This window comes from Pseudomonas sp. NPDC090208 (genome assembly GCF_044746785.1).
Taxonomy (GTDB): Bacteria; Pseudomonadota; Gammaproteobacteria; order Pseudomonadales; family Pseudomonadaceae; genus Aquipseudomonas.
In genome coordinates this window covers 364,276-384,895 of record NZ_JBIVCU010000001.1, presented here as the reverse complement: position 1 = coordinate 384,895, position 20,620 = coordinate 364,276, and the positions used below count along the sequence as shown (strand labels likewise).

At 60.5% G+C, this 20,620-nt stretch carries 17 protein-coding genes; 13 read left to right on the top strand and 4 right to left on the bottom strand.

What is annotated here, in order from left to right; genetic code table 11:
• Window positions 1-40 precede the first annotated feature (40 nt).
• The 7 genes from ACIPL0_RS01570 to ACIPL0_RS01540 all read left to right on the top strand — a co-directional run bounded on the left by ACIPL0_RS01570 (window position 41) and on the right by ACIPL0_RS01540 (window position 8,562).
• The gene (locus ACIPL0_RS01570) at window positions 41-1,399 is read left to right on the top strand and encodes a glutamine synthetase family protein (RefSeq protein ID WP_400594406.1); all 1,359 of its coding nucleotides are present in this window, start codon (window positions 41-43) and stop codon (window positions 1,397-1,399) included.
• A 72-nt stretch (window positions 1,400-1,471) separates the two neighbouring features.
• Window positions 1,472-2,836 carry an aspartate aminotransferase family protein gene (locus tag ACIPL0_RS01565; protein ID WP_400594409.1) on the top strand — a complete coding sequence of 455 codons (1,365 nt, stop codon included), beginning with the start codon at window positions 1,472-1,474 and terminating at the stop codon, window positions 2,834-2,836.
• Window positions 2,837-3,091: 255 nt separating this feature from the next.
• The gene (locus tag ACIPL0_RS01560; protein WP_400594412.1) at window positions 3,092-4,189 is read left to right on the top strand and encodes a polyamine ABC transporter substrate-binding protein; all 1,098 of its coding nucleotides are present in this window, start codon (window positions 3,092-3,094) and stop codon (window positions 4,187-4,189) included.
• A 275-nt stretch (window positions 4,190-4,464) separates the two neighbouring features.
• On the top strand, window positions 4,465-5,559 hold the full coding sequence (locus tag ACIPL0_RS01555; protein WP_400594415.1) for a polyamine ABC transporter substrate-binding protein: 1,095 nt from the start codon (window positions 4,465-4,467) through the stop codon (window positions 5,557-5,559).
• 56 nt (window positions 5,560-5,615) lie between these two features.
• Window positions 5,616-6,758, top strand: a complete 1,143-nt coding sequence (potA, locus tag ACIPL0_RS01550) for a polyamine ABC transporter ATP-binding protein (protein WP_400594418.1) — start codon at window positions 5,616-5,618, stop codon at window positions 6,756-6,758.
• The gene (locus ACIPL0_RS01545; protein WP_400594420.1) at window positions 6,755-7,675 is read left to right on the top strand and encodes an ABC transporter permease subunit; all 921 of its coding nucleotides are present in this window, start codon (window positions 6,755-6,757) and stop codon (window positions 7,673-7,675) included. The genes potA and ACIPL0_RS01545 overlap by 4 nt, the downstream gene beginning before the upstream one ends.
• Window positions 7,672-8,562: an ABC transporter permease subunit gene (locus tag ACIPL0_RS01540; RefSeq protein WP_400594423.1), complete on the top strand. Its 891-nt coding sequence runs from the start codon at window positions 7,672-7,674 to the stop codon at window positions 8,560-8,562. The genes ACIPL0_RS01545 and ACIPL0_RS01540 overlap by 4 nt, the downstream gene beginning before the upstream one ends.
• A gap of 286 nt (window positions 8,563-8,848) precedes the next feature.
• Here ACIPL0_RS01540 and ACIPL0_RS01535 read toward each other — a convergent pair whose 3' ends face one another.
• Together ACIPL0_RS01535 and ACIPL0_RS01530 are read right to left on the bottom strand one after the other, a co-directional pair.
• Entirely contained in the window at window positions 8,849-11,254 is a 2,406-nt protein-coding gene (locus ACIPL0_RS01535) for a penicillin acylase family protein (protein ID WP_400594425.1), read from the bottom strand.
• Window positions 11,255-11,463: 209 nt separating this feature from the next.
• Window positions 11,464-12,081, bottom strand: a complete 618-nt coding sequence (locus ACIPL0_RS01530; protein WP_400594428.1) for a DUF6436 domain-containing protein — start codon at window positions 12,079-12,081, stop codon at window positions 11,464-11,466.
• Window positions 12,082-12,152: 71 nt separating this feature from the next.
• Here ACIPL0_RS01530 and ACIPL0_RS01525 point away from each other — a divergent pair, with 71 nt between their 5' ends.
• Window positions 12,153-13,097, top strand: coding sequence for an alpha/beta hydrolase (locus ACIPL0_RS01525; protein ID WP_400594431.1), 945 nt, complete (start codon window positions 12,153-12,155; stop codon window positions 13,095-13,097).
• Between the two features lie 175 nt (window positions 13,098-13,272).
• Here ACIPL0_RS01525 and ACIPL0_RS01520 read toward each other — a convergent pair whose 3' ends face one another.
• A complete protein-coding gene (locus ACIPL0_RS01520; RefSeq protein ID WP_400594434.1) occupies window positions 13,273-14,013 on the bottom strand; it encodes a DUF2059 domain-containing protein in 741 nt (246 codons plus the stop codon).
• A 195-nt stretch (window positions 14,014-14,208) separates the two neighbouring features.
• Here ACIPL0_RS01520 and ACIPL0_RS01515 point away from each other — a divergent pair, with 195 nt between their 5' ends.
• Window positions 14,209-14,841: a 2OG-Fe(II) oxygenase gene (locus ACIPL0_RS01515; RefSeq protein WP_400595171.1), complete on the top strand. Its 633-nt coding sequence runs from the start codon at window positions 14,209-14,211 to the stop codon at window positions 14,839-14,841.
• A gap of 349 nt (window positions 14,842-15,190) precedes the next feature.
• Window positions 15,191-15,571: a DUF4399 domain-containing protein gene (locus ACIPL0_RS01510; RefSeq protein WP_400595173.1), complete on the top strand. Its 381-nt coding sequence runs from the start codon at window positions 15,191-15,193 to the stop codon at window positions 15,569-15,571.
• 378 nt (window positions 15,572-15,949) lie between these two features.
• Here ACIPL0_RS01510 and serA read toward each other — a convergent pair whose 3' ends face one another.
• Window positions 15,950-17,179 carry a phosphoglycerate dehydrogenase gene (gene serA, locus ACIPL0_RS01505; RefSeq protein ID WP_400594437.1) on the bottom strand — a complete coding sequence of 410 codons (1,230 nt, stop codon included), beginning with the start codon at window positions 17,177-17,179 and terminating at the stop codon, window positions 15,950-15,952.
• Window positions 17,180-17,380: 201 nt separating this feature from the next.
• Between serA and ACIPL0_RS01500 the strand changes: the two genes are divergently transcribed.
• The 3 genes from ACIPL0_RS01500 to ACIPL0_RS01490 all read left to right on the top strand — a co-directional run bounded on the left by ACIPL0_RS01500 (window position 17,381) and on the right by ACIPL0_RS01490 (window position 20,563).
• Complete coding sequence (locus ACIPL0_RS01500; protein WP_400595175.1) at window positions 17,381-18,775, top strand: FAD-binding oxidoreductase; 1,395 nt, start codon at window positions 17,381-17,383, stop codon at window positions 18,773-18,775.
• A 37-nt stretch (window positions 18,776-18,812) separates the two neighbouring features.
• On the top strand, window positions 18,813-19,478 hold the full coding sequence (locus ACIPL0_RS01495; protein ID WP_400594440.1) for a fumarylacetoacetate hydrolase family protein: 666 nt from the start codon (window positions 18,813-18,815) through the stop codon (window positions 19,476-19,478).
• 164 nt (window positions 19,479-19,642) lie between these two features.
• Window positions 19,643-20,563 (top strand): SdiA-regulated domain-containing protein, encoded by a 921-nt coding sequence (locus ACIPL0_RS01490; protein WP_400594443.1) that lies wholly within the window; start codon window positions 19,643-19,645, stop codon window positions 20,561-20,563.
• The last annotated feature ends 57 nt before the right edge of the window (window positions 20,564-20,620 follow it).

Here is a 20,620-nt window from a genome sequence, read left to right as displayed (position 1 = left end):
GCCATGACGGCCATCAGGATTCAAAACCCCTGAGGTATTTATGAGTACCAACCTCGACCAGCTCACCGATTGGTTGAAAGAACACAGGATTACCGAAGTTGAATGTCTGATTTCCGACCTCACCGGTATTACGCGGGGCAAGATTTCTCCAACCAACAAGTTCATTGGTGAAAAGGGCATGCGCTTGCCGGAAAGCGTATTGCTCCAGACCGTGACCGGTGACTATGTAGAAGACGAGATCTACTACGAACTGCTGGATCCGGCGGACATCGACATGTTCTGCCGTCCCGACCAGAACGCGGTGTATCTGGTGCCCTGGGCCATAGAGCCCACCGCGCAGGTGATTCACGACACCTACGACAAGCAAGGCAACCCCATCGAGCTGTCGCCGCGCAACGTGCTGAAGAAAGTCCTGAAACTGTATGCCGATCAGGGCTGGCAGCCGATTGTCGCGCCGGAGATGGAGTTCTACCTGACCAAGCGCAGCGACGACCCGGACTATCCGTTGCAGCCGCCGGTGGGCCGTTCCGGCCGTGCAGAAACCGGTCGTCAGTCGTTCTCCATTGAAGCTGCCAACGAATTCGACCCGCTGTTCGAAGACGTCTACGACTGGTGCGAACTGCAGAACCTGGACCTCGACACGCTGATTCACGAAGACGGCACCGCGCAGATGGAAATCAACTTCCGTCACGGCGATGCACTGTCCCTGGCCGACCAGATTCTGGTGTTCAAGCGCACCATGCGCGAGGCGGCGCTCAAGCACAACGTGGCTGCGACCTTCATGGCCAAGCCCATGACCGGCGAGCCCGGCAGCGCGATGCACCTGCACCAGAGCATCATCGACATCGAGACCGGCAAGAACATCTTCGCCAATGAAGACGGCACCATGAGCCAGCTGTTCCTGCAGCACATCGGTGGCCTGCAGAAGCTGATTCCCGAGCTGCTGCCGCTGTTCGCGCCCAACGTCAACTCGTTCCGCCGTTTCCTGCCGGATACCTCGGCGCCGGTGAACGTGGAGTGGGGCGAAGAGAACCGCACCGTCGGCCTGCGCGTACCGGATGCCGGCCCGCAGAACCGTCGTGTCGAGAACCGTCTGCCGGGTGCCGACGCCAACCCGTATCTGGCGATTGCCGCCAGCCTGCTGTGCGGTTTCATCGGCATGGTTGAAGGCATCAATCCGAGCGCGCCGGTGGTCGGTCGTGGTTACGAGCGACGCAACCTGCGTCTGCCGCTGACCATCGAGGACGCGCTGGAGCGGATGGAAAACAGCAAGACCGTGGAGAAATACCTCGGCAAGACCTTTGTGACCGGCTACGTCGCGGTCAAGCGCGCCGAGCACGAAAACTTCAAGCGTGTGATCAGTTCGTGGGAGCGGGAATTCCTGCTTTTCGCCGTCTGACGATCCCAGGTGCCGCCGGGCTTTCCGGGCCCGCGGCGCCTGACATGCGTTACCCAGTCTATGGAGTGGTTCATGAGTTCCAACAATCCGCAAACCCGCGAATGGCAAACCCTCAGCAGCGACCATCACCTGGCGCCATTCAGCGACTTCAAGCAGTTGAAAGAGAAAGGCCCGCGCATCATCACCCGCGCCAAGGGCGTCTATCTGTGGGACAGCGAAGACAACAAGATCCTCGACGGCATGGCCGGCCTGTGGTGTGTGGCTGTCGGTTACGGCCGTGACGAGCTGGCCGAAGCCGCCAGCAAACAGATGCGTGAGCTGCCGTATTACAACCTGTTCTTCCAGACCGCTCACCCGCCAGCGTTGCAACTGGCGAAAGCCATTTCCGAAGTCGCGCCGCAAGGCATGAACCATGTCTTCTTCACCGGCTCAGGCTCCGAAGGCAACGACACCGTGCTGCGCATGGTCCGTCACTACTGGGCGGTCAAGGGCAAGCCGAACAAGAAGGTCATCATCAGCCGGGTCAACGGCTATCACGGCTCCACTGTCGCGGGCGCCAGCCTCGGCGGCATGACTTACATGCACGAACAGGGCGACCTGCCGATTCCGGGCATCGTGCATATCCCGCAGCCTTACTGGTTCGGTGAAGGCGGCGACATGACCCCGGACGAATTTGGTGTCTGGGCTGCCGAGCAGCTGGAAAAGAAAATCCTCGAAGTCGGCGAAGACAATGTCGGTGCTTTCATCGCCGAGCCGATTCAGGGTGCCGGTGGCGTGATCATTCCGCCCGACACCTACTGGCCGAAGATCAAGGAAATCCTCGCCAAATACGACATCCTGTTCGTCGCCGATGAGGTGATTTGTGGCTTCGGTCGCACCGGTGAGTGGTTCGGTAGCGATTTCTACGGCCTCAAGCCGGACCTGATGACCATCGCCAAGGGCCTGACCTCCGGTTATATCCCCATGGGCGGCGTGATCGTGCGTGACGAAGTGGTCGCGGTGCTCAACGAGGGCGGCGATTTCAACCACGGCTTCACGTATTCCGGTCACCCGGTGGCAGCGGCGGTGGGTCTGGAAAACATCCGCATCCTGCGTGAAGAAAAGATCGTCGAGCGAGTGAAAGCCGAAACGGCACCATACTTGCAAAAGCGTTTGCGCGAGCTGAGCGATCATCCGCTGGTGGGTGAAGTTCGGGGCGTCGGCATGCTCGGTGCCATTGAGCTGGTCAAGAACAAGGCCACCCGCGAGCGTTATGCGGATCTGGGCGTGGGCATGATCTGCCGTGGTTTCTGCTTCAATAACGGGCTGATCATGCGGGCGGTCGGCGACACCATGATCATCGCGCCGCCGCTGGTGATCAGCCTGGCCGAGATCGACGAACTGGTGGAGAAAGCGCGTCACTGTCTGGACCTGACTTTGGCCGAGTTGAACAAGTAAAGGCCTGTAGGAGTGAGCTTGCTCTGGGCGGCATCCCGACGATGGCGGTGTGTCAGCTACAGATGCAGTGCCGGATCAAACGTAATCGCGAGCAAGCTCACTCCTACAGTGGACCCTGTGTTCACAAACAGATGAAATCTTTGAAAGTTATGCAACATGGCAGGCCGCTCAGCTTGTAAGCCCGCCCAGGAAATTGCCAGACTAACGGCTGTTTCAAACGCCGCCAACAACATGGAAATCATTGGAGCTGTACGCATGAAGAAATTTGGCAAAACCCTCCTCGCGCTGTCTCTGACGGGCGTTGTGTCCGCCGCTGCACATGCTGACGACAAAGTCCTGCACGTCTACAACTGGTCTGACTATATCGCCCCGAACACCATCGCCGACTTCGAGAAAGAGTCGGGCATCAAAGTGGTGTACGACGTCTTCGACAGCAACGAGACGCTGGAAGCCAAATTGCTGGCCGGCAAGTCGGGTTACGACATCGTTGTTCCGTCGAACAACTTCCTGGCCAAACAGATCAAGGCCGGTGTTTATCAGGAGCTGGACAAGTCCAAACTGTCCAACTACAAAAACCTGAACCCGTCGCTGCTCAAGGCCGTGTCGGTCAGCGACCCGGACAACAAGCACGCCTTCCCGTACATGTGGGGTTCGATCGGCATCGGCTTCAACCCGGAGAAGGTCAAGGCTGCACTGGGCGCCGATGCGCCGGTGGATTCCTGGGATCTGCTGTTCAAGCCTGAAAACGCTGCCAAGCTGAAGGCGTGCGGTGTCAGCTTCCTCGACTCGCCAACCGAAATGCTGCCGGTGGCGCTGCACTACCTGGGCCTGCCGACCGACAGCCAGAAGAAGGAAGACATCGAGAAGGCTGAAGCCCTGTTCAAGAAGATCCGTCCTTCGATCACCTACTTCCACTCGTCCAAGTACATCTCGGACCTGGCCAACGGCAACATCTGCGTAGCCGTCGGTTACTCGGGTGACGTCTACCAGGCCAAGGCTCGCGCCGAAGAGGCCGGTGGCAAGGTCAAGGTCAGCTACAACATTCCGAAGGAAGGCGCCGGCAGCTTCTATGACATGGTCGCGATTCCTAAAGACGCCGAAAACGTCGAAGGCGCGTACAAGTTCATGAACTTCATCCTGCAGCCGAAAGTCATGGCCGAGATCACCAACGCCGTGCACTTCCCGAACGGCAACGCTGCGGCGACCGAGTTCGTCGACAAGGACATCACTTCCGACCCGGGCGTATACCCACCGGCAGACGTCCTGGCCAAGCTGTATGCCATCGCCGACCTGCCAGCGGCCACCCAGCGGATCATGACCCGCAGCTGGACCAACATTAAGTCGGGCAAATAAGGCCGATGGCATGTGCCAGCTTCGGCTGGCACATGCCGCTTGTGTAGGAGTGAGCTTGCTCGCGATGACGGTGTATCTGTGACATCCGTGGCGTCTGACATGGCGCCATCGTGATGCCGCCCAGAGCAAGCTCACTCCTGCAGTTCCTGTGTCAGAAAAAGTTTTTTTGCGAGAAGGGTTTATCGAAGGTAAGTTGCGCGCCGGATTTGTCACAGGCAGTCGCTACTGTCGTCGGCACGGGCAACAGGCTCACCTACTTAAAAAGGACTGCACACGTGTCTATTTCTTTATTTTCCAAAGGCTTGCTGCTCGGGGCCGGCCTGACGCTCGCCGTCGGTGCCTACGCGGAATCCACTGTCCGCATTTATAACTGGTCCGATTACATCGGTACCACGACCCTGGCGGACTTCGAGTCCGCCACCGGGGTCAAGACCAAGTACGACGTGTTCGACTCCAACGAAACGCTGGAAGGCAAGTTGCTGGCCGGTCATACCGGCTATGACGTGGTCGTGCCGTCCAACCACTTCCTTGGCAAACAGATCAAGGCCGGTGCGTTCCAGAAACTCGACAAGTCGCAACTGCCCAACTATTCCAATCTCGACCCTGAACTGATGAAACGTCTGGAGAAGAACGATCCGGGCAATCAGTACGCCGTGCCTTACCTGTGGGGCACCAACGGCATCGGCTACAACGTCGAGAAGATCAAACAAGTGCTGGGCGTCGACACCATCGACTCCTGGGCCGTGCTGTTCGAGCCGGAGAACATCAAGAAGCTGCAGAAGTGCGGTGTCGCCTTCCTCGATTCGGCGGATGAAATGATGCCGGCGGTGCTCAACTATCTGGGCCGTAACCCGAACAGCACCGACGAGAAAGACTACAAGGTCGCCGAAGACAAGTTGCTCAAGGTCCGGCCGTACGTGACCTACTTCAACTCGTCGAAATACATCACTGACCTTGCCAACGGCGACATCTGCATCGCTGCCGGTTTCTCCGGCGACGTGTTCCAGGCCAAGGCCCGTGCCGAAGAAGCGGGCAAGGGCGTCAACATCGCCTACGTGATTCCGAAAGAGGGCGGCAACCTGTGGTTCGACATGCTGGCGATTCCTGCCGATGCGCCGGACGTCAAGGCTGCCCACGCGTTCATCAACTACATCCTCAAGCCTGAGGTCATCGCCAAGGTCAGCGATCAGGTCGGCTATGCCAACCCGAACCCGGCCTCCGATACCCTCATGGATCAGGACATCCGCAACGACGAGTCGGTGTACCCGCCGAAAGACGTACAGGCGCGGCTGTACGTCAACTCCGAGTTGCCACCCAAGATTCAGCGCGTGATGACACGCAGCTGGACCAAGATCAAATCCGGTAAATAAAGACCTTGGCGCCCGGTCACCTTGATCGGGCGCACAAACAGTTGGGAGTTTCACCCATGGCAGTTGCCTCCGGCGCCTACAAAAAAGCCCTCGAGGGTGGTCAGCAACCGAAATCGGTGCTGGTCAAAATCGATCGGGTCACGAAAAAGTTCGATGAGACGGTTGCTGTGGACGATGTGTCTCTGCAGATCAACAAGGGCGAGATTTTCGCCTTGCTTGGCGGCTCCGGCTCCGGCAAGTCGACCCTTTTGCGCATGCTCGCCGGTTTCGAGCGGCCGACCGAGGGGCGTATTTTCCTCGACGGCGTCGACATCACCGACATGCCGCCGTACGAACGTCCGATCAACATGATGTTCCAGTCCTACGCGCTGTTTCCGCACATGACCGTGGCGCAGAACATCGCCTTCGGCCTGCAGCAGGACAAGCTGCCCAAGGACGAGATCGAAAGCCGCGTCAACGAGATGCTCAAACTGGTGCAGATGACCCAGTACGCCAAGCGCAAGCCGCACCAGCTGTCCGGCGGTCAGCGTCAGCGTGTGGCTCTGGCCCGTTCGCTGGCGAAGAAGCCCAAGCTGCTGTTGCTCGACGAGCCGATGGGCGCACTGGACAAGAAGCTGCGTTCGCAGATGCAACTGGAGTTGGTGGAGATCATCGAGCGCGTTGGCGTGACCTGCGTGATGGTGACCCACGACCAGGAAGAGGCCATGACCATGGCCCAGCGCATCGCCATCATGCACCTGGGCTGGATCGCCCAGATCGGCAGCCCGGTGGATATCTACGAGACCCCGACCAGCCGTCTGGTCTGTGAGTTCATCGGCAACGTCAACCTGTTCGACGGTGAAGTCATCGAGGACATGGAAGGCCACGCGCTGATCCGCAGCCCGGAGCTGGAGCGCAATATCTACGTCGGCCACGGCGTCAGTACGTCGGTGGAAGACAAACGTATCACCTACGCCATTCGCCCGGAAAAACTGCTGATCACCACCGAGCAGCCGAGCAGCGAGTACAACTGGTCGCGCGGCAAGGTCCACGACATCGCCTATCTGGGCGGTCACTCGGTGTTCTACGTGCAACTGGCCTGCGGCAAGCTGGTGCAGTCCTTCGTCGCCAACTCCGAGCGTCTGGGCACGCGGCCGACCTGGGATGACGAAGTTTTCGTCTGGTGGGAAGACGACAGCGGCGTGGTACTGCGCTCATGAAAATGCGAAAGGTCAAACGTGCGCTTACCCGGATAACGCCCAATGGCCGTCAGGCGGTCATCGGCGTTCCTTTCCTGTGGCTGTTCCTGTTCTTCGCGCTGCCGTTTCTGATCGTCATCAAGATCAGCTTCGCCGAAGCCGACGTCTCGATTCCGCCTTACACCGAGATCTTCTCCTACGCCGAGCAGAAGCTCGACATCGTCCTCAACTTCGCCAACTACGCGCTGTTGACCGGTGACGACCTGTACATCTCGGCTTACCTCGGTTCGTTGAAGATGGCGTTCTTCAGCACCTTGCTGTGCCTGTTGATCGGCTATCCGATGGCTTACGGCATCTCGATCGCGCGCAAGGAAATGCAGACGGTACTGTTGCTGCTGATCATGATGCCGACCTGGACCGCGATCCTGATCCGCGTCTATGCGTGGATGGGCATCCTCAGCAATAACGGCCTGCTCAACGCCTTCCTGATGTGGCTGGGCGTGATCAACGAGCCGCTGCAGATCCTCAACACCAACCTGGCGGTGTACATCGGCGTGGTCTATTCGTACCTGCCGTTCATGATCCTGCCGCTCTACGCCAACCTGGTGAAGCACGACCAGAGCCTGCTGGAAGCCGCTTCGGACTTGGGTTCGAGCACCTTCAACAGCTTCTGGAAAATCACCGTGCCGCTGTCCAAGAACGGCATCATCGCCGGCTGCATGCTGGTGTTCATTCCGGTGGTGGGCGAGTTCGTCATTCCGGAACTGCTGGGTGGCCCGGAAACGCTGATGATCGGTAAGGTCCTGTGGCAGGAATTCTTCAACAACCGCGACTGGCCGGTGGCGTCTTCGCTGGCGGTGGTGATGCTGCTGATCCTTATCGTGCCGATCATTCTGTTCAACCGTAGCCAGGCCAAAGAACTGGAGGGCAAAGCATGAGAGGCTTCCGATTCTCGAACCTGATGCTGGTGCTGGGACTGATCTTCATCTACGCGCCGATGGTCATCCTGGTGATCTATTCGTTCAACGCCTCCAAGCTGGTGACAGTCTGGGGCGGCTGGTCGGTGAAGTGGTACGTCGGCCTGCTGGACAACGTGCAACTGATGAGCGCAGTGATGCGCTCGCTGGAAATCGCCCTGTACACCTCGATTGCCGCAGTGGCGCTGGGCACCATGGCGGCGTTCGTGCTGACCCGGGTGACTCGCTTCAAAGGCCGTACTTTCTTCGGCGGCCTGGTCACCGCGCCGTTGGTCATGCCTGAAGTGATCACTGGTCTGTCGTTGCTGCTGTTGTTCGTGGCGATGGCGCAACTGATCGGCTGGCCGCAGGAACGCGGCATCGTCACCATCTGGATTGCCCACACCACGTTCTGCGCGGCCTACGTGGCAGTCGTGGTGTCGGCGCGTCTGCGCGAGTTGGACATGTCCATCGAAGAGGCGGCCATGGACCTCGGTGCGCGGCCGTGGAAGGTGTTCTTCCTGATCACCATCCCGATGATCGCGCCGTCGCTGGCGGCGGGCGCGATGATGTCCTTCGCCCTGTCGCTGGATGACCTGGTGCTGGCGAGCTTCGTGTCCGGCCCAGGCTCGACGACCCTGCCGATGGAAGTGTTCTCGGCGGTGCGTCTGGGCGTGAAGCCGGAGATCAACGCGATTGCCAGCCTGATTCTGCTGGCGGTGTCGCTGGCGACTTTCCTGGTGTGGTTCTTCAGCCGTCGTGCCGAAGAAAAGCGCAAGAAAGCCATCCAGCAGGCCATCGAAGAAGCAGCGGCGGATGGCTGGAAACAGCCGGAAGTGCGTCGTCCGCAGGTGGTGGAGCCGGTTTGAATCCAAGGGCATGCGCCGTTCTCGAACGGTGCATGCCTTTGTAGGAGCGCGCTTGCCCGCGATGGCGCAAGGTCATTCAACACTGATGTGATTGGCCTTACGCGTCGTTGTAGGAGTGAGCTTGCTCGCGATGGCGTCGCACCAGCCAGAGATGATGTGTCTGACACGATGCAATCGCGAGCAAGCTCACTCCTACAGATATGGGTTGTGTCAGAGGTGGAAGCGAAAAAGTATCGCCTGATCGACCATCGCGAATAAATTCGCTCCCACAGGTTTTATGCCGCTCTCATTTCTCCGGCATCAACTTCAATTCTTCCTTGCTGTTCCCCGCCACATCCCCCTCACTGAACCGCTCCGGTGCATACCCGCCGTTGACGTATGCCTTTGCCTGATCGGCATAGTGCCTGTCGAACAGCACGCCGCTTTGCCCGACTGGGTTGATGCCCAAGGCGTGGCCCGGGTCGGCGAAGTCGATCAGGCGGCGCGTGGACGGGCCATAGGTCACCGGCCAGGGCGCGGCGGTGATGCTCGCCGAGAGGTTGTTCGGCACTTCATGGGTGCCCGGTGCAGCGAACGGGCCGACGTTGAACAGCATGTCCAGCGGTGGCTGGCGACCCAGCGGATGTTCGTGGGTCAGGGTGTGCGCCTTGCCCCAGGTCCATTCATCCGGGTTCTGTCCGTACAGCAATTTCAGGTGCGACACGGCAGCATGCCAGGCTGCTTTCACCGTATTGTCGCGGCCTTCTGCCTCCGGCGAATTGCGGTTGTTCCACCACGGCGAGTCGGCATCGGCGGCCAGCCGTGGCAGCGCCATATCGATCACCCGAGTCGACAGCAGGGTCGAAAACAGGCCATCACCCAATTCGTCGCGGAAGGTCTGGTCGCAGAGGTTGTAGAGGAACTGGTTGAACAGCGTGGCGCCTACCGAATCCAGCGTGTAATCGCCTTTCCAGGCGGCCAGCCGTTCGATCACGTCATGTTCCTCGGGGTCGCTGATGACCCGGCGCAAGACTGGAATCAGCGGTTTGAGGATCTGCGCCGCGTAATCGGTGCGGGTGCCCAGTTGCAGCGCCTGGCTGTTTTGCAGGTTCCATTTCACCGTGTCATCGCTCAACTGCCGATCCAGCTGGCGGCCACGCTCGGCAAGGTTGTAATAACCGGGAATCTGCATGCCGGTCGGTGACACCGGCTGGAAGTTGGCCGAGACGATATAGCCGCGCGCCGGGTTCTCTTCCTGCGGGTTGGCGCTGAACGGGTAGAAGCCGTCCTTGTCCGCATCGTTGCCGCTGCCGTCGAGAATGTACGCTGGATTGACCCCTGCCGGGCGCTTGGGCAACTGCGCCGCTGCCCACCAGCCGATGTCGCCTTGGGCGTTGGCGTAGACCACATTGAGGCCCGGCGACTGAATCTTCTCGGCAGCGCGGCGCATCTTGTCCAGAGTGTCGGCGCGGTTGGCTTCGTAGAAGCCCTGCAGGATCGGGTTTTCCGATTCGAGGAACGACCACCACATCGCCACCGGCGTGCCACTGGCGTTGTCACCCATGGAGTTGTTGACGTTCAGCACGTCGTTGACGATGGGGCCGTGAGGGGACTGACGCAGGGTGAGCGTCACCGGATCTTGCCCCTTGACCTTGATCTGTTCCTCGCGCGAATTTATCTCGACCCAGCTGCCGTGGTACCAGACCTGATTGGGGTTTTCCGGGTTGGTCTTTTCGGCGATCAGATCCAGATCGTCGTTCTGGAACATGGTCAGGCTCCAGCCGAAATCCAGGTTGTGGCCGAGCAGGGCGAACGGGTTGAGCCCCTGAAAATGCCCGTACAGCTCGAAACCCGGCGCCGACAGCTGCGCTTCATACCAGACCGATGGCACCGAAAAGCGAATATGCGGGTCGCCGGCCAGCAGCGGTTTGCCGCTTTGCGTACGGCTGCCGGAAACTGCCCAGGCATTACTGCCCTCGAACTGCGGCAGGCCGGCGTCTTCCAGCGCTTGCTGGCTGAGCAGGGCCAGATCGTTGAGGCCTTTCCAGTCGCGGCTGCTCAGCGCTGGAGCAGGATGCAGGGCACCTTGCGGCTGCCAGTCGAGGTCGAAGGTTTTCAGGTAATCCGGGCCGAGTTGGTCACGCACATAGGTCAGCAGCGGCTCGGTGCGGAAGGCGGCGGCGAAGCTGTAGGCCAGATAGCCGCCGATGCTCAGGGTGTCTTCGGCGGTGAACGGGCGCTTTTCGATGCCCAGCACGTCGAACTCGATGGGGCGCGGGTGGGTGGCCTGAAACTGGTTCACGCCGTCCAGATACGCCTGCAGCGCCTTCCACATGGGCGTGTTCTTGTCCTGCCGGGCCACGTAGGCGTCGGCATGCTCGCGAATGCGCAGGCTGCGGAACAGCTTGTCGGTGTTGACCAGCTTCGGCCCCAGCACTTCAGCCAGTTCGCCTCGGGCCAGACGCCGGAGGATTTCCATCTGGAACAGCCGGTCCTGGGCGTGGACATAGCCGAGCGCGCGATACAGGTCGTCCTGATTCTGCGCCTTGATGTGCGGCACGCCGCGCTCGTCGTAGCGCACGCTGACCGGCGCCTGCAATTGCGTCAGGGCGATTTCGCCATGGCGCACGGGCTGTTTGCTGTGGATGTACCAGGCACCGCCGCCGACAATCAGGGCGATCACCGCGGCGGAGATGTAGAGACTGCGTTTCATCCGCTGGCTCGAATAAACAGATAGGAAGGCGAAGAAGGCTACAGATTTGTGCGCAGGGTGAAAACGATTGTAGGAGCTGGCTTGCCCTGCGACCGGCGGGGAACCCGTCGTAAACCTGTGGATGCGGTATTACTGACAGACCGCATTGGCTGATTTTACTGACGGTTCCCGGCAGGTCGCAGGGCAAGCCAGCTCCTACGGGAGTGGGGTCAACCCTGCCACGGGCAATAACACCCGACCGCCATGGTGTGGGCGGCGTTGACCGGGCGGTCTTCCTTGAGCGCTTGCAGGATCGGCTCGATGAAGCTGTTTTTGCCGTCGCAGATCAGCCCCTCGCTGTATGGGCCGAAATAGGCGAGCCGGCCCTGACGGTCCCAGATCGCCACCGCGGGGCTGGCGCTGATGTGCTCGGCACCGGGCAGGTTGTCCAGCGGCTGGATGGCGTTCAGTTCACTCGGCAACTGACCCTGAGTACCGGGCTTGCGCACCGCGTAGAAATCCACGCCGCCCGTATCGGCATAGCGCGCCAGCAGTTCGCCCAAATGCTGCTGGTTACCGACATTGCAGGGGCAGGCCGGGTCCCAGAAATGCACCACGCGAATCCGACCGGGGCCGGCCAGGTGGGCGGGTAGCTGCAAGACGTCGCCGGCAAACAAGGCGGTCTGCTCACTGAACGTCCGCAGATAACGCCCCTCAAACCAGACGTATCCCCGCCACAGGCCCAGCGCGACCAGAACGGCGATCAATGCAAGCACAACGGTACGCTGTCGAGTCTGTGAATGAGTGCTCATCGGGTCGCTTCGGTTTGGGGGGATGTAGCTTGCCATGGCCGGGCGCAGAGAAGAAACTCGTTGCCATCCGGCCCTTTTGAAATCCGTTTGCCTGACCTGGAATACCGATGTCCAACACGTTCGACCCTGACCACCTGCGCGCCGGCCTGCAACCGCTGAGCGCCGCCCTGCAAGCGCTTACCGAGGAAGGTCAGGCTTATCAGCGCTTCTACAACCTGCTCAATCTGGGGCGCGACGGCTCGGTGAACGGGCGGCTGGGGCGTTTCGAGGTGGGCGGCTACGAGATCGTCACGCAGTTGTGGACGCCGCCGCAGCCGGTGGCGACGCTGGTGCTGGTGCACGGTTTCTACGATCACATGGGCTTGTACCGGCATGTCATCGAATGGGCGCTGGAGCTGGGTTTCGCAGTGATTTCCTGCGATTTGCCGGGGCATGGCCTGTCCAGCGGGACGCGGGCCAGCATCACCGATTTTTCCGAATATCAGGTGGTGCTCGACCGGCTGTTCGTCGAGGCCGGTAGCCTGGGCCTGCCGAAACCCTGGCATCTGTGCGGGCAGAGCACCGGTGGGGCGATCGTCATCGATCATTTGCTCAATCACGGCGACAACAGCCCGATTGACGGCCAGTCGATTCTTTTGGCGCCGCTGGTTCGCCCTCGCGGCTGGACCATGTCCAAGGTCAGTTATTACCTGCTGCGCGCCTTCGTCAAAGGCATCGACCGACGTTTCAGCGAGAACACCAACACCTCGACCTTCCTGCCATTCCTCATGGCTGACCCCTTGCAGCCACGGCGCCTGCCGACGGTCTGGGTCGGTGCGCTGGCGCGCTGGATTCAACGCATCGAAAGCGCGCCACGCAGCGCGCGCAGCCCGTTGATCATCCAGGGTGAGTCGGACATGACTGTCGACTGGGTACATAACATGACGGTGCTCAACGACAAGTTCGACCAGCCGCAGATCTTCATGCTGCACGAGGCGCGGCATCACCTCGCCAACGAAATACCGGAATTGCGCGAGCAGTTTTTTGCGTTTTTGACTCAGCGGATGCGTTAGATCACTTGCTTCCCTGATACCGCAGACTTGTAGGAGCTGGCTTGTCCTGCGACCGGCGGGGAACCCGTCGTAAAACCTGTGGATGCGCTATTCCTGACAGACCGCATTGGCTGATTTTACTGCCGGTTCCCGGCAGGTCGCAGGGCAAGCCAGCTCCTACAGGGGGGCGGTGATATCAGTTGAGATTCTGCCCCACCGCCAATCCCGCGCGGATCGCCGCCAGCGCCGCCTGATAGTACGCCTTGCCCTCGTCGGACTCGGCAAAGGTGGCGAACTCCTCAAGCTCCGCATCGGACAGGTCGCGGTAGACGTACAGCAGCGTATTGCTCAGATCATTGCCGATCTGCCCCATCAGGCGCTGACGCTGGCCGTCGAGCATGCTCTGGCCGGGACCGGCGCCCATCAGCCCCGGAATCATCGAACTCAGGCTGTCAGCGGCGACGCCGGCAATCGCCAGGGTCACTTCGGCACCGGCTTCGCGAGCGGGCAGGGCGTTGGCGAGGTGGCCGATGATCAGCAGGCGGTTGTCGCTGGCCTGCATCTTCGGCAGGCCCTGGGCGTTCTTCGCCAGTTGGTCCGGGCGGGTGGCGGTCAGTTCGGCGGTGACAATCTTGCGTCCCAGCGGTGACTGGAAGAATTGCAGGGCAGGGGCGGGGTCCTGCAATTGCTGGCGCAGTTGCCGTTCGGCGCGCTGATCCATGGCCTGGGCGGCGAAGCGCTGGTTGCTGTTGTTGACCAGTGCATCGAAAACGGCGGGCGGCAGGTTGTTCTTGTAACGCTGCTGGGCGGCTTTGAGGGCGTCGTTGAAGTGCGCGCGCTGTTCCGGCCAACCGGCAACCTTGTACAACTGGTCGTGGCTGTCTGCCCGGACGGGCAAGGCACAGAACATCAACAGCAGGAAAAACACACGGCGCATCGGAGACTCCTGTCGGCAGGCCGCTATTCTCGGCGGGGCGGCGGGGATTTGTCGAGTTAACAGTTGCCAGACCCCAAGAAAACCGACGGGTTCGGCGCCTGTCCGGGTAAAACGCACGCGCCCGTGCAAACCCGGAAAAATATTCCTCGCCCGGCAGACCGCAGGCTCTGTCCGATTACCCGGCACATGGATACTATGCGCGCCATGCGCATACCCTCCGATCACCCGCTGCTGTCCAATATCGTCGACGACCTGGCTGAGCGTGGCTGGTCGCAGCAGGACGTTTTCCTGCCCGACGCACTGACTCGCGAGCTGGCCCTCGAATGCCGTCAGCGCGCGGCCGCGGGCGAACTGGCGCCGGCTGCCGTGGGGCGTGGCGTTACGCAGGAAATCCGTGAAGGCATTCGCGGCGACCGCATTCTCTGGCTGGAATCGGGGCAGTCGAACGCCTGCGACCGTTATCTGGAGCTGATGGACAGCCTGCGCGAGGCGCTCAATCGCGGGCTCTATCTGGGCCTTGAGGATTACGAAAGCCACTTCGCGCTGTATCCGCCGGGAGCGTTCTATCGTCGGCATGTCGACCGCTTTCGCGACGACGACAAACGCATGGTGTCAGCCGTGCTGTACCTGAATGACGCCTGGTTGCCCGAGCATGGCGGCCAGTTGCGCATGTACCTCAACGATGACCGCGAGCATGACGTGCATCCCGTCGGCGGCTCTCTGGTGGTCTTTCTCTCTGGCGAGGTGCCCCACGAAGTGCTGCCCGCCAGCCGCGAGCGGCTGTCGCTGACCGGCTGGTTCCGCCGTCGCGGCAACGAACCGTTCTAGATCTGGCACACCTCTGCTTTTTTGTGGGAGCGGGCTTGCCCGCGAAGGCAGTGTGTCAGTCGAAGTCGAGACGTCTGACCTGACGCATTCGCGAGCAGGGCTCCCTCCCACATGGCGCGTCGTTCGCATAATCTGCGGCTGGCCGCTCCCACAGGGATCTGTCCCTTTGCCTGAAGATGAAATCTTCGACATAAAGCCGCTGTCTCACCCCCGTCTGCCTCAGAGCCGTCTAAGGTAAACCACGTTCCCGCATCTCTGTTTTGCAGCCGGGAACCCATAGAAGGGAGAGATCATGAAGACCGCATTTGCAAAAACTGCCCTCGCCAGCCTGTTGCTCGGCGTCACGTTCATGGCGCAGGCGGCCGATGTGCCGCGCACGCCGTCGCCGGCCGGTGCCGAGGTGTACATCATCTCGCCCAAGGACGGCGCCACTGTCAACGGCACCTTTAAAGTCCAGTTCGGCCTCAAGGGCATGGGCGTTGCGCCTGCCGGCGTCGATATACCGGATACCGGGCACCATCACCTGCTGATCGACGTCAAGGATCAGCCGGACATGAACGCGCCGCTGCCGACCACCGACAACATCCGCCATTTCGGCAAGGGCCAGACCGAAACCGAACTGACCCTCAGCCCTGGCCAGCACACCTTGCAATTGCTGGTCGGCGACAAGAGCCACATCCCGCTGAACCCGCCGGTGGAGTCGCAGAAGATCACCATCACCGTGAAGTGATGGCTGATACCGCCTGTGGGCGGTCGCGAAATGGCCTTTGTGGGAGGGATCCGAGGTAACGAGGGTCGCGAAAGCGGTGTGTCAGACAGAACGCATTCGCGACCGTCCTAACGTCCGATCCCTCCCACAGGGGCTGCGGGTAACCCACTCTGTAGCAGTCCGGCTTGCCGGCGTCGGCGTCTTTCGACCTGACGCAACCTGTGGGAGCGAATTCATTCGCGATGCGGTGGTTCAGGCGATGCATGTGTGTCGATCAAACCGGCCAATCGCGAATGAATTCGCTCCCACAGAAGACGTGGCGAAGCCGTCGTGCCGCAGAATCACCAGGCACAAAAAAAGGAGACCCGAAGGTCTCCTTTTTTCATTGCAACGCGGTGCTTAGAACAGCACGCGGCTGCGGATGGTGCCTTTGATGTGTTGCAGCTTCTCTTGCGCCAGATCCGAGTACTCGGCGTCGACGTCGATGACCACGTAACCGACTTTCTCGTTGGTCTGCAGGAACTGACCGGAGATGTTGATGCCGTTTTCCGCGAACACCTTGTTGATCTCGCTGAGCACGCCCGGAATGTTTTCGTGGATGTGCAGCAGGCGGTGCTTGCCCGGGTGAGCCGGCAGGGCCACTTCAGGGAAGTTGACCGACGACACCGAGGTACCGTTGTCGCTGTACTTGACCAGCTTCTCGGCCACTTCCAGACCGATGTTGGCCTGGGCTTCGGCGGTCGAACCACCGATGTGCGGGGTCAGGATCACGTTGTCCAGGCCGCGCAGCGGGCTTTCGAAGATGTCGTCGTTGGAGCGCGGCTCGACCGGGAACACGTCGATGGCGGCGCCGATCAGGTGTTGGTCCTTGATCGCGGCTGCCAGTGCTTCCAGCTCGACCACGGTGCCGCGAGCGGCGTTGATCAGGATCGCGCCTTTCTTCATGGCACGGATTTCCTTCTCGCCGATCATCCACTGGGTGGACGGCAGCTCAGGCACGTGCAGCGAAACGATGTCGGCCAGACCCAGCAGTTCGGTCAGGCTGGTGACCTGGGTTGCGTTGCCCAGTGGCAGCTTGGTCAGCGGGTCGTAGAAGTAGACCTGCATGCCCAGGCTTTCAGCCAGAACCGACAGCTGAGTACCGATCGAGCCGTAGCCGATGATGCCCAGTTTCTTGCCACGGATTTCGAAGGAGTTGGCCGCGCTCTTGATCCAGCCGCCACGGTGGCAGGAAGCGTTCTTCTCCGGGATGCCGCGCAGCAGCAGAATGGCTTCGGCCAGTACCAGTTCGGCAACCGAACGGGTGTTGGAGTACGGTGCGTTGAAGACGGCGATGCCGCGCTCGCGAGCCGCGTCCAGATCAACCTGGTTGGTGCCGATGCAGAAGCAGCCGACGGCGACCAGTTTCTTGGCGCAGTCGAACATTTCTTCGGTCAGGTGAGTACGGGAGCGAATACCGATGAAGTGAGCGTCGGCAATCTTTTCCTTCAGCTCGGCTTCCGGCAGAGACTTGGTGTGGTACTCGATGCTGGTGTAACCGGCGGCCTTGAGGACGTCGACTGCGGATTGGTGGACGCCTTCGAGAAGAAGGAACTTGATCTTGCTCTTGTCGAGGGAAGTCTTGCTCATCTGCGTAAACCTGTGTCCCGGAGAAAATGGCAGGGAATGGACAGCGCAAGCTGCCGCTCACGGCGCAACCGCGCCACCGCGAGTCGGCCTCAGGCACGTCTCGGCGGGGGCGGTATGCTAGCATATGTGCCCCGCGAAATACCCGTTCCTGCGACGTGAAGCGTTCTCAGGATGACCATGAATAGTTCGAGAGTTCTGCTGATGATCGACGTTGCTGTGGTAGATGAGCTGAAGACCCTGGTCGAGCCCGGAAAAGTCCTGACCGACCCTGATTCTCTCGAAACCTACGGCAAGGACTGGACACGCCAGTTCGCGCCCGCCGCCGGCGCCATCGTCTTTCCGAAAACCATCGAACAGGTGCAGGCCATTGTCCGCTGGGCCAATCGCCACGGCATCGCGCTGGTGCCGTCGGGTGGTCGCACCGGGCTTTCCGCCGCGGCGGTGGCCATGAACGGTGAAGTGGTGGTGTCGTTCGACTACATGAATCAGATTCTCGAACTCAACGCCACCGACCGCACCGTGCGCTGCCAGCCGGGCGTGGTGACCCGTCAGTTGCAGGATTTCGCCGAAGAAAACGGGCTGTATTACCCGGTGGACTTTGCCTCGTCGGGTTCCAGCCAGATTGGCGGCAACATCGGCACCAATGCCGGTGGGATCAAGGTCATTCGCTACGGGATGACCCGCAACTGGGTGGCGGGCCTGAAGGTCGTCACCGGCAAGGGCGACATCCTTGAGCTGAACAAGGACCTGACCAAGAACGCCACCGGCTACGACATGCGTCAGCTGTTCATAGGCTCCGAAGGCACGCTGGGTTTTGTCGTCGAAGCGACGATGCGTCTGGACCGCGAGCCGAAAAACCTGACCTGCATGGTTCTGGGTACGCCGAGCTTCGATGCGATCATGCCGGTGTTGCACGCCTTCCAGGGCAAGCTGGATCTGACCGCATTCGAGTTCTTTTCCGACAAGGGTTTGGCGCACATCCTGGCGCGCGGTGACGTGCCCGCGCCATTCGAAACCCGCTGCCCGTTCTATGCCTTGCTGGAATTCGAAGCAAGCAACGAAGAGATCGCCAATCTGGCCCTGGAAACCTTCGAGTATTGCGTGGAGCAGGGCTGGGTGGTCGATGGCGTGATGAGCCAGAGCAAGCAGCAGCTGCAAAACCTGTGGAAGTTGCGCGAATACCTGTCGGAAACCATCTCCCACTACACGCCGTACAAGAACGACATTTCCGTCACCGTGTCGAAAGTGCCGGCGTTCCTTAATGAAATCGACGCCATCGTCAGCGAAAATTACCCGGATTTCGAAGTGGTCTGGTATGGCCACATCGGCGACGGCAACCTGCACCTGAACATCCTCAAGCCGGAAACGCTCGACAAGGCCGAATTCTTCGCCCGTTGCGCGACGGTCAACAAGAAGGTGTTCGAGACCGTCGAGAAGTACAACGGCTCGATTTCCGCCGAGCATGGCGTCGGCCTGGTCAAGCGTGACTACCTCGAATACAGCCGTTCGCCGGAAGAAATCGGCTATATGAAGGCCATCAAGGCCGCCTTCGACCCGAACGGCATCATGAACCCGGGCAAGATCTTCGCGGTGTAAGCTGCGGTCTGCCGCCAATCCCATTCAGGAGCGCTCAATGAGCTATCAGCACAAGTACGTCGACGGGACCAAGGTCCATTTCCCGCTGGGCAAAGTGGTCTGCATCGGCCGCAACTACGCCGAGCATGCCAAGGAACTGGACAACCCGGTGCCGACCGAGCCTCTGCTGTTCATCAAGCCGGGCAGTTGCGTGGTCGAGATCGAGGGCGGTTTCAGCATTCCGCAGGAGCGCGGTTCGGTGCATTACGAAGCCGAAATCGTCGTGCTGATCGGCAAGCCGCTGAGCAAGAACCCGAGCCGTGAAGAAGTGCTGGACGCGATTTCCGGCTTCGCGCCGGGCCTGGACCTGACCCTGCGCGACGTACAGTCGAAGCTCAAGGAAAAGGGTCTGCCGTGGGAAATCGCCAAGTCGTTCGATGGCGCGGCGGTGATCGCCCCGTTCGTCTCGGCAGACAGCTACCCGGACCTGGCCGACATCTCGATCCGCCTGACCGTGAACGGCGAAGTGCGTCAGGACGGCAACAGCAGTCAGATGCTCAACCCGATCGTGCCGATGATTCAGCACATGGCGTCGCAGTTTTCGCTGCAGGCCGGTGACCTGATCATGACCGGTACGCCGGCAGGTGTCGGTCCGTTCCAGGTCGGCGACCAGATCGTGCTGGAGTTGCCGGGCCACAGCCGCTTCGAAAGCGAAGTGCTTTGATCACCCGCGTCTCCGGCTGAAAAGGCCGCCTGTGATACCTCGCAGGCGGCCTTTTTTGTAGGGCATGCGGATTGCCGTTTTTTTCACAATCGATCCGGATAATCCGTCGCCGAGCCGCAGCGCTGTCCCGCTGTATCAATGGAATTTTTCTCAGGAACGCTTCGATGGCCGTGAACAATCCACCGCTGACTTCCCCCAAGCGCCGCCCGCGTTTTCGCTGGTCCTGGTTGCTGATTGCCGTGCTGGTGATTCTGGCAGGGCTGTCCTACGCCTGGCACTGGGATGATCGCGGCCTGCTGTGGCTGCATGAACGCAGTGCCAGCCCGGCCGAGAAGGCGGCCAGCATCTGGCTGCCGGACTATCAGGTCGAGATCGACGCCAAGCCGCTGGTGGGCATGGAAAAGGATGAAGCCTCGGATCTTTCTTACGATCCGGTGAGCAAGACCCTGTATTCGGTGATGGGCAAGAACGCTTTTCTCGCCGAGCTGGCCCTGAACGGCGACGTGATCCGCAAGATCCCGCTGGTGGGCTGGAGCAACCCGGAAGGCGTTGCGGTGCTGGGTAACGGCCATATCGCGATTGTCGACGAGCGTCAGCATCTGATGACCATCGTCACCGTCACGCCCGACACCAAGACCCTGAATATCGCCGACTTCCCCAAATATGACCTGGGCCCGTCGAAGGATCAGAACAAGGCATTCGAAGGCATTGCCTGGGATCCGCGCAATCAGCAGTTGCTGTTCGGTGAAGAGCGCCCGCCAGCGCTGTTCAGCCTCAAGGCTGATGGCAGCAATGCCGTCAGTGGCGAGAAAGTCCGGGTGAAAAACGACAACATCATCCTGCGCAATCTGTCGGCGCTGTATGCCGATCAGAAAACCGGCCATTTGCTGGTGCTGTCCGCCGAGTCGCACATGCTGCTGGAGCTGGACGAGCACGGTAACAAGGTCAGCTTCATGACCCTGCTGCACGGCCTCAACGGCCTGAAACAGACCATCCCGCGCGCCGAAGGCGTGACCATGGACGAAAACCGCACGATCTACATGGTCAGTGAGCCGAACCTGTTTTATTCGTTCAAGAAAAAGTAAGGCAGGCCACCGGGTTTCTTCAACTGTAGGAGCCGGCTTGCTGGCGAACAGCGGTGT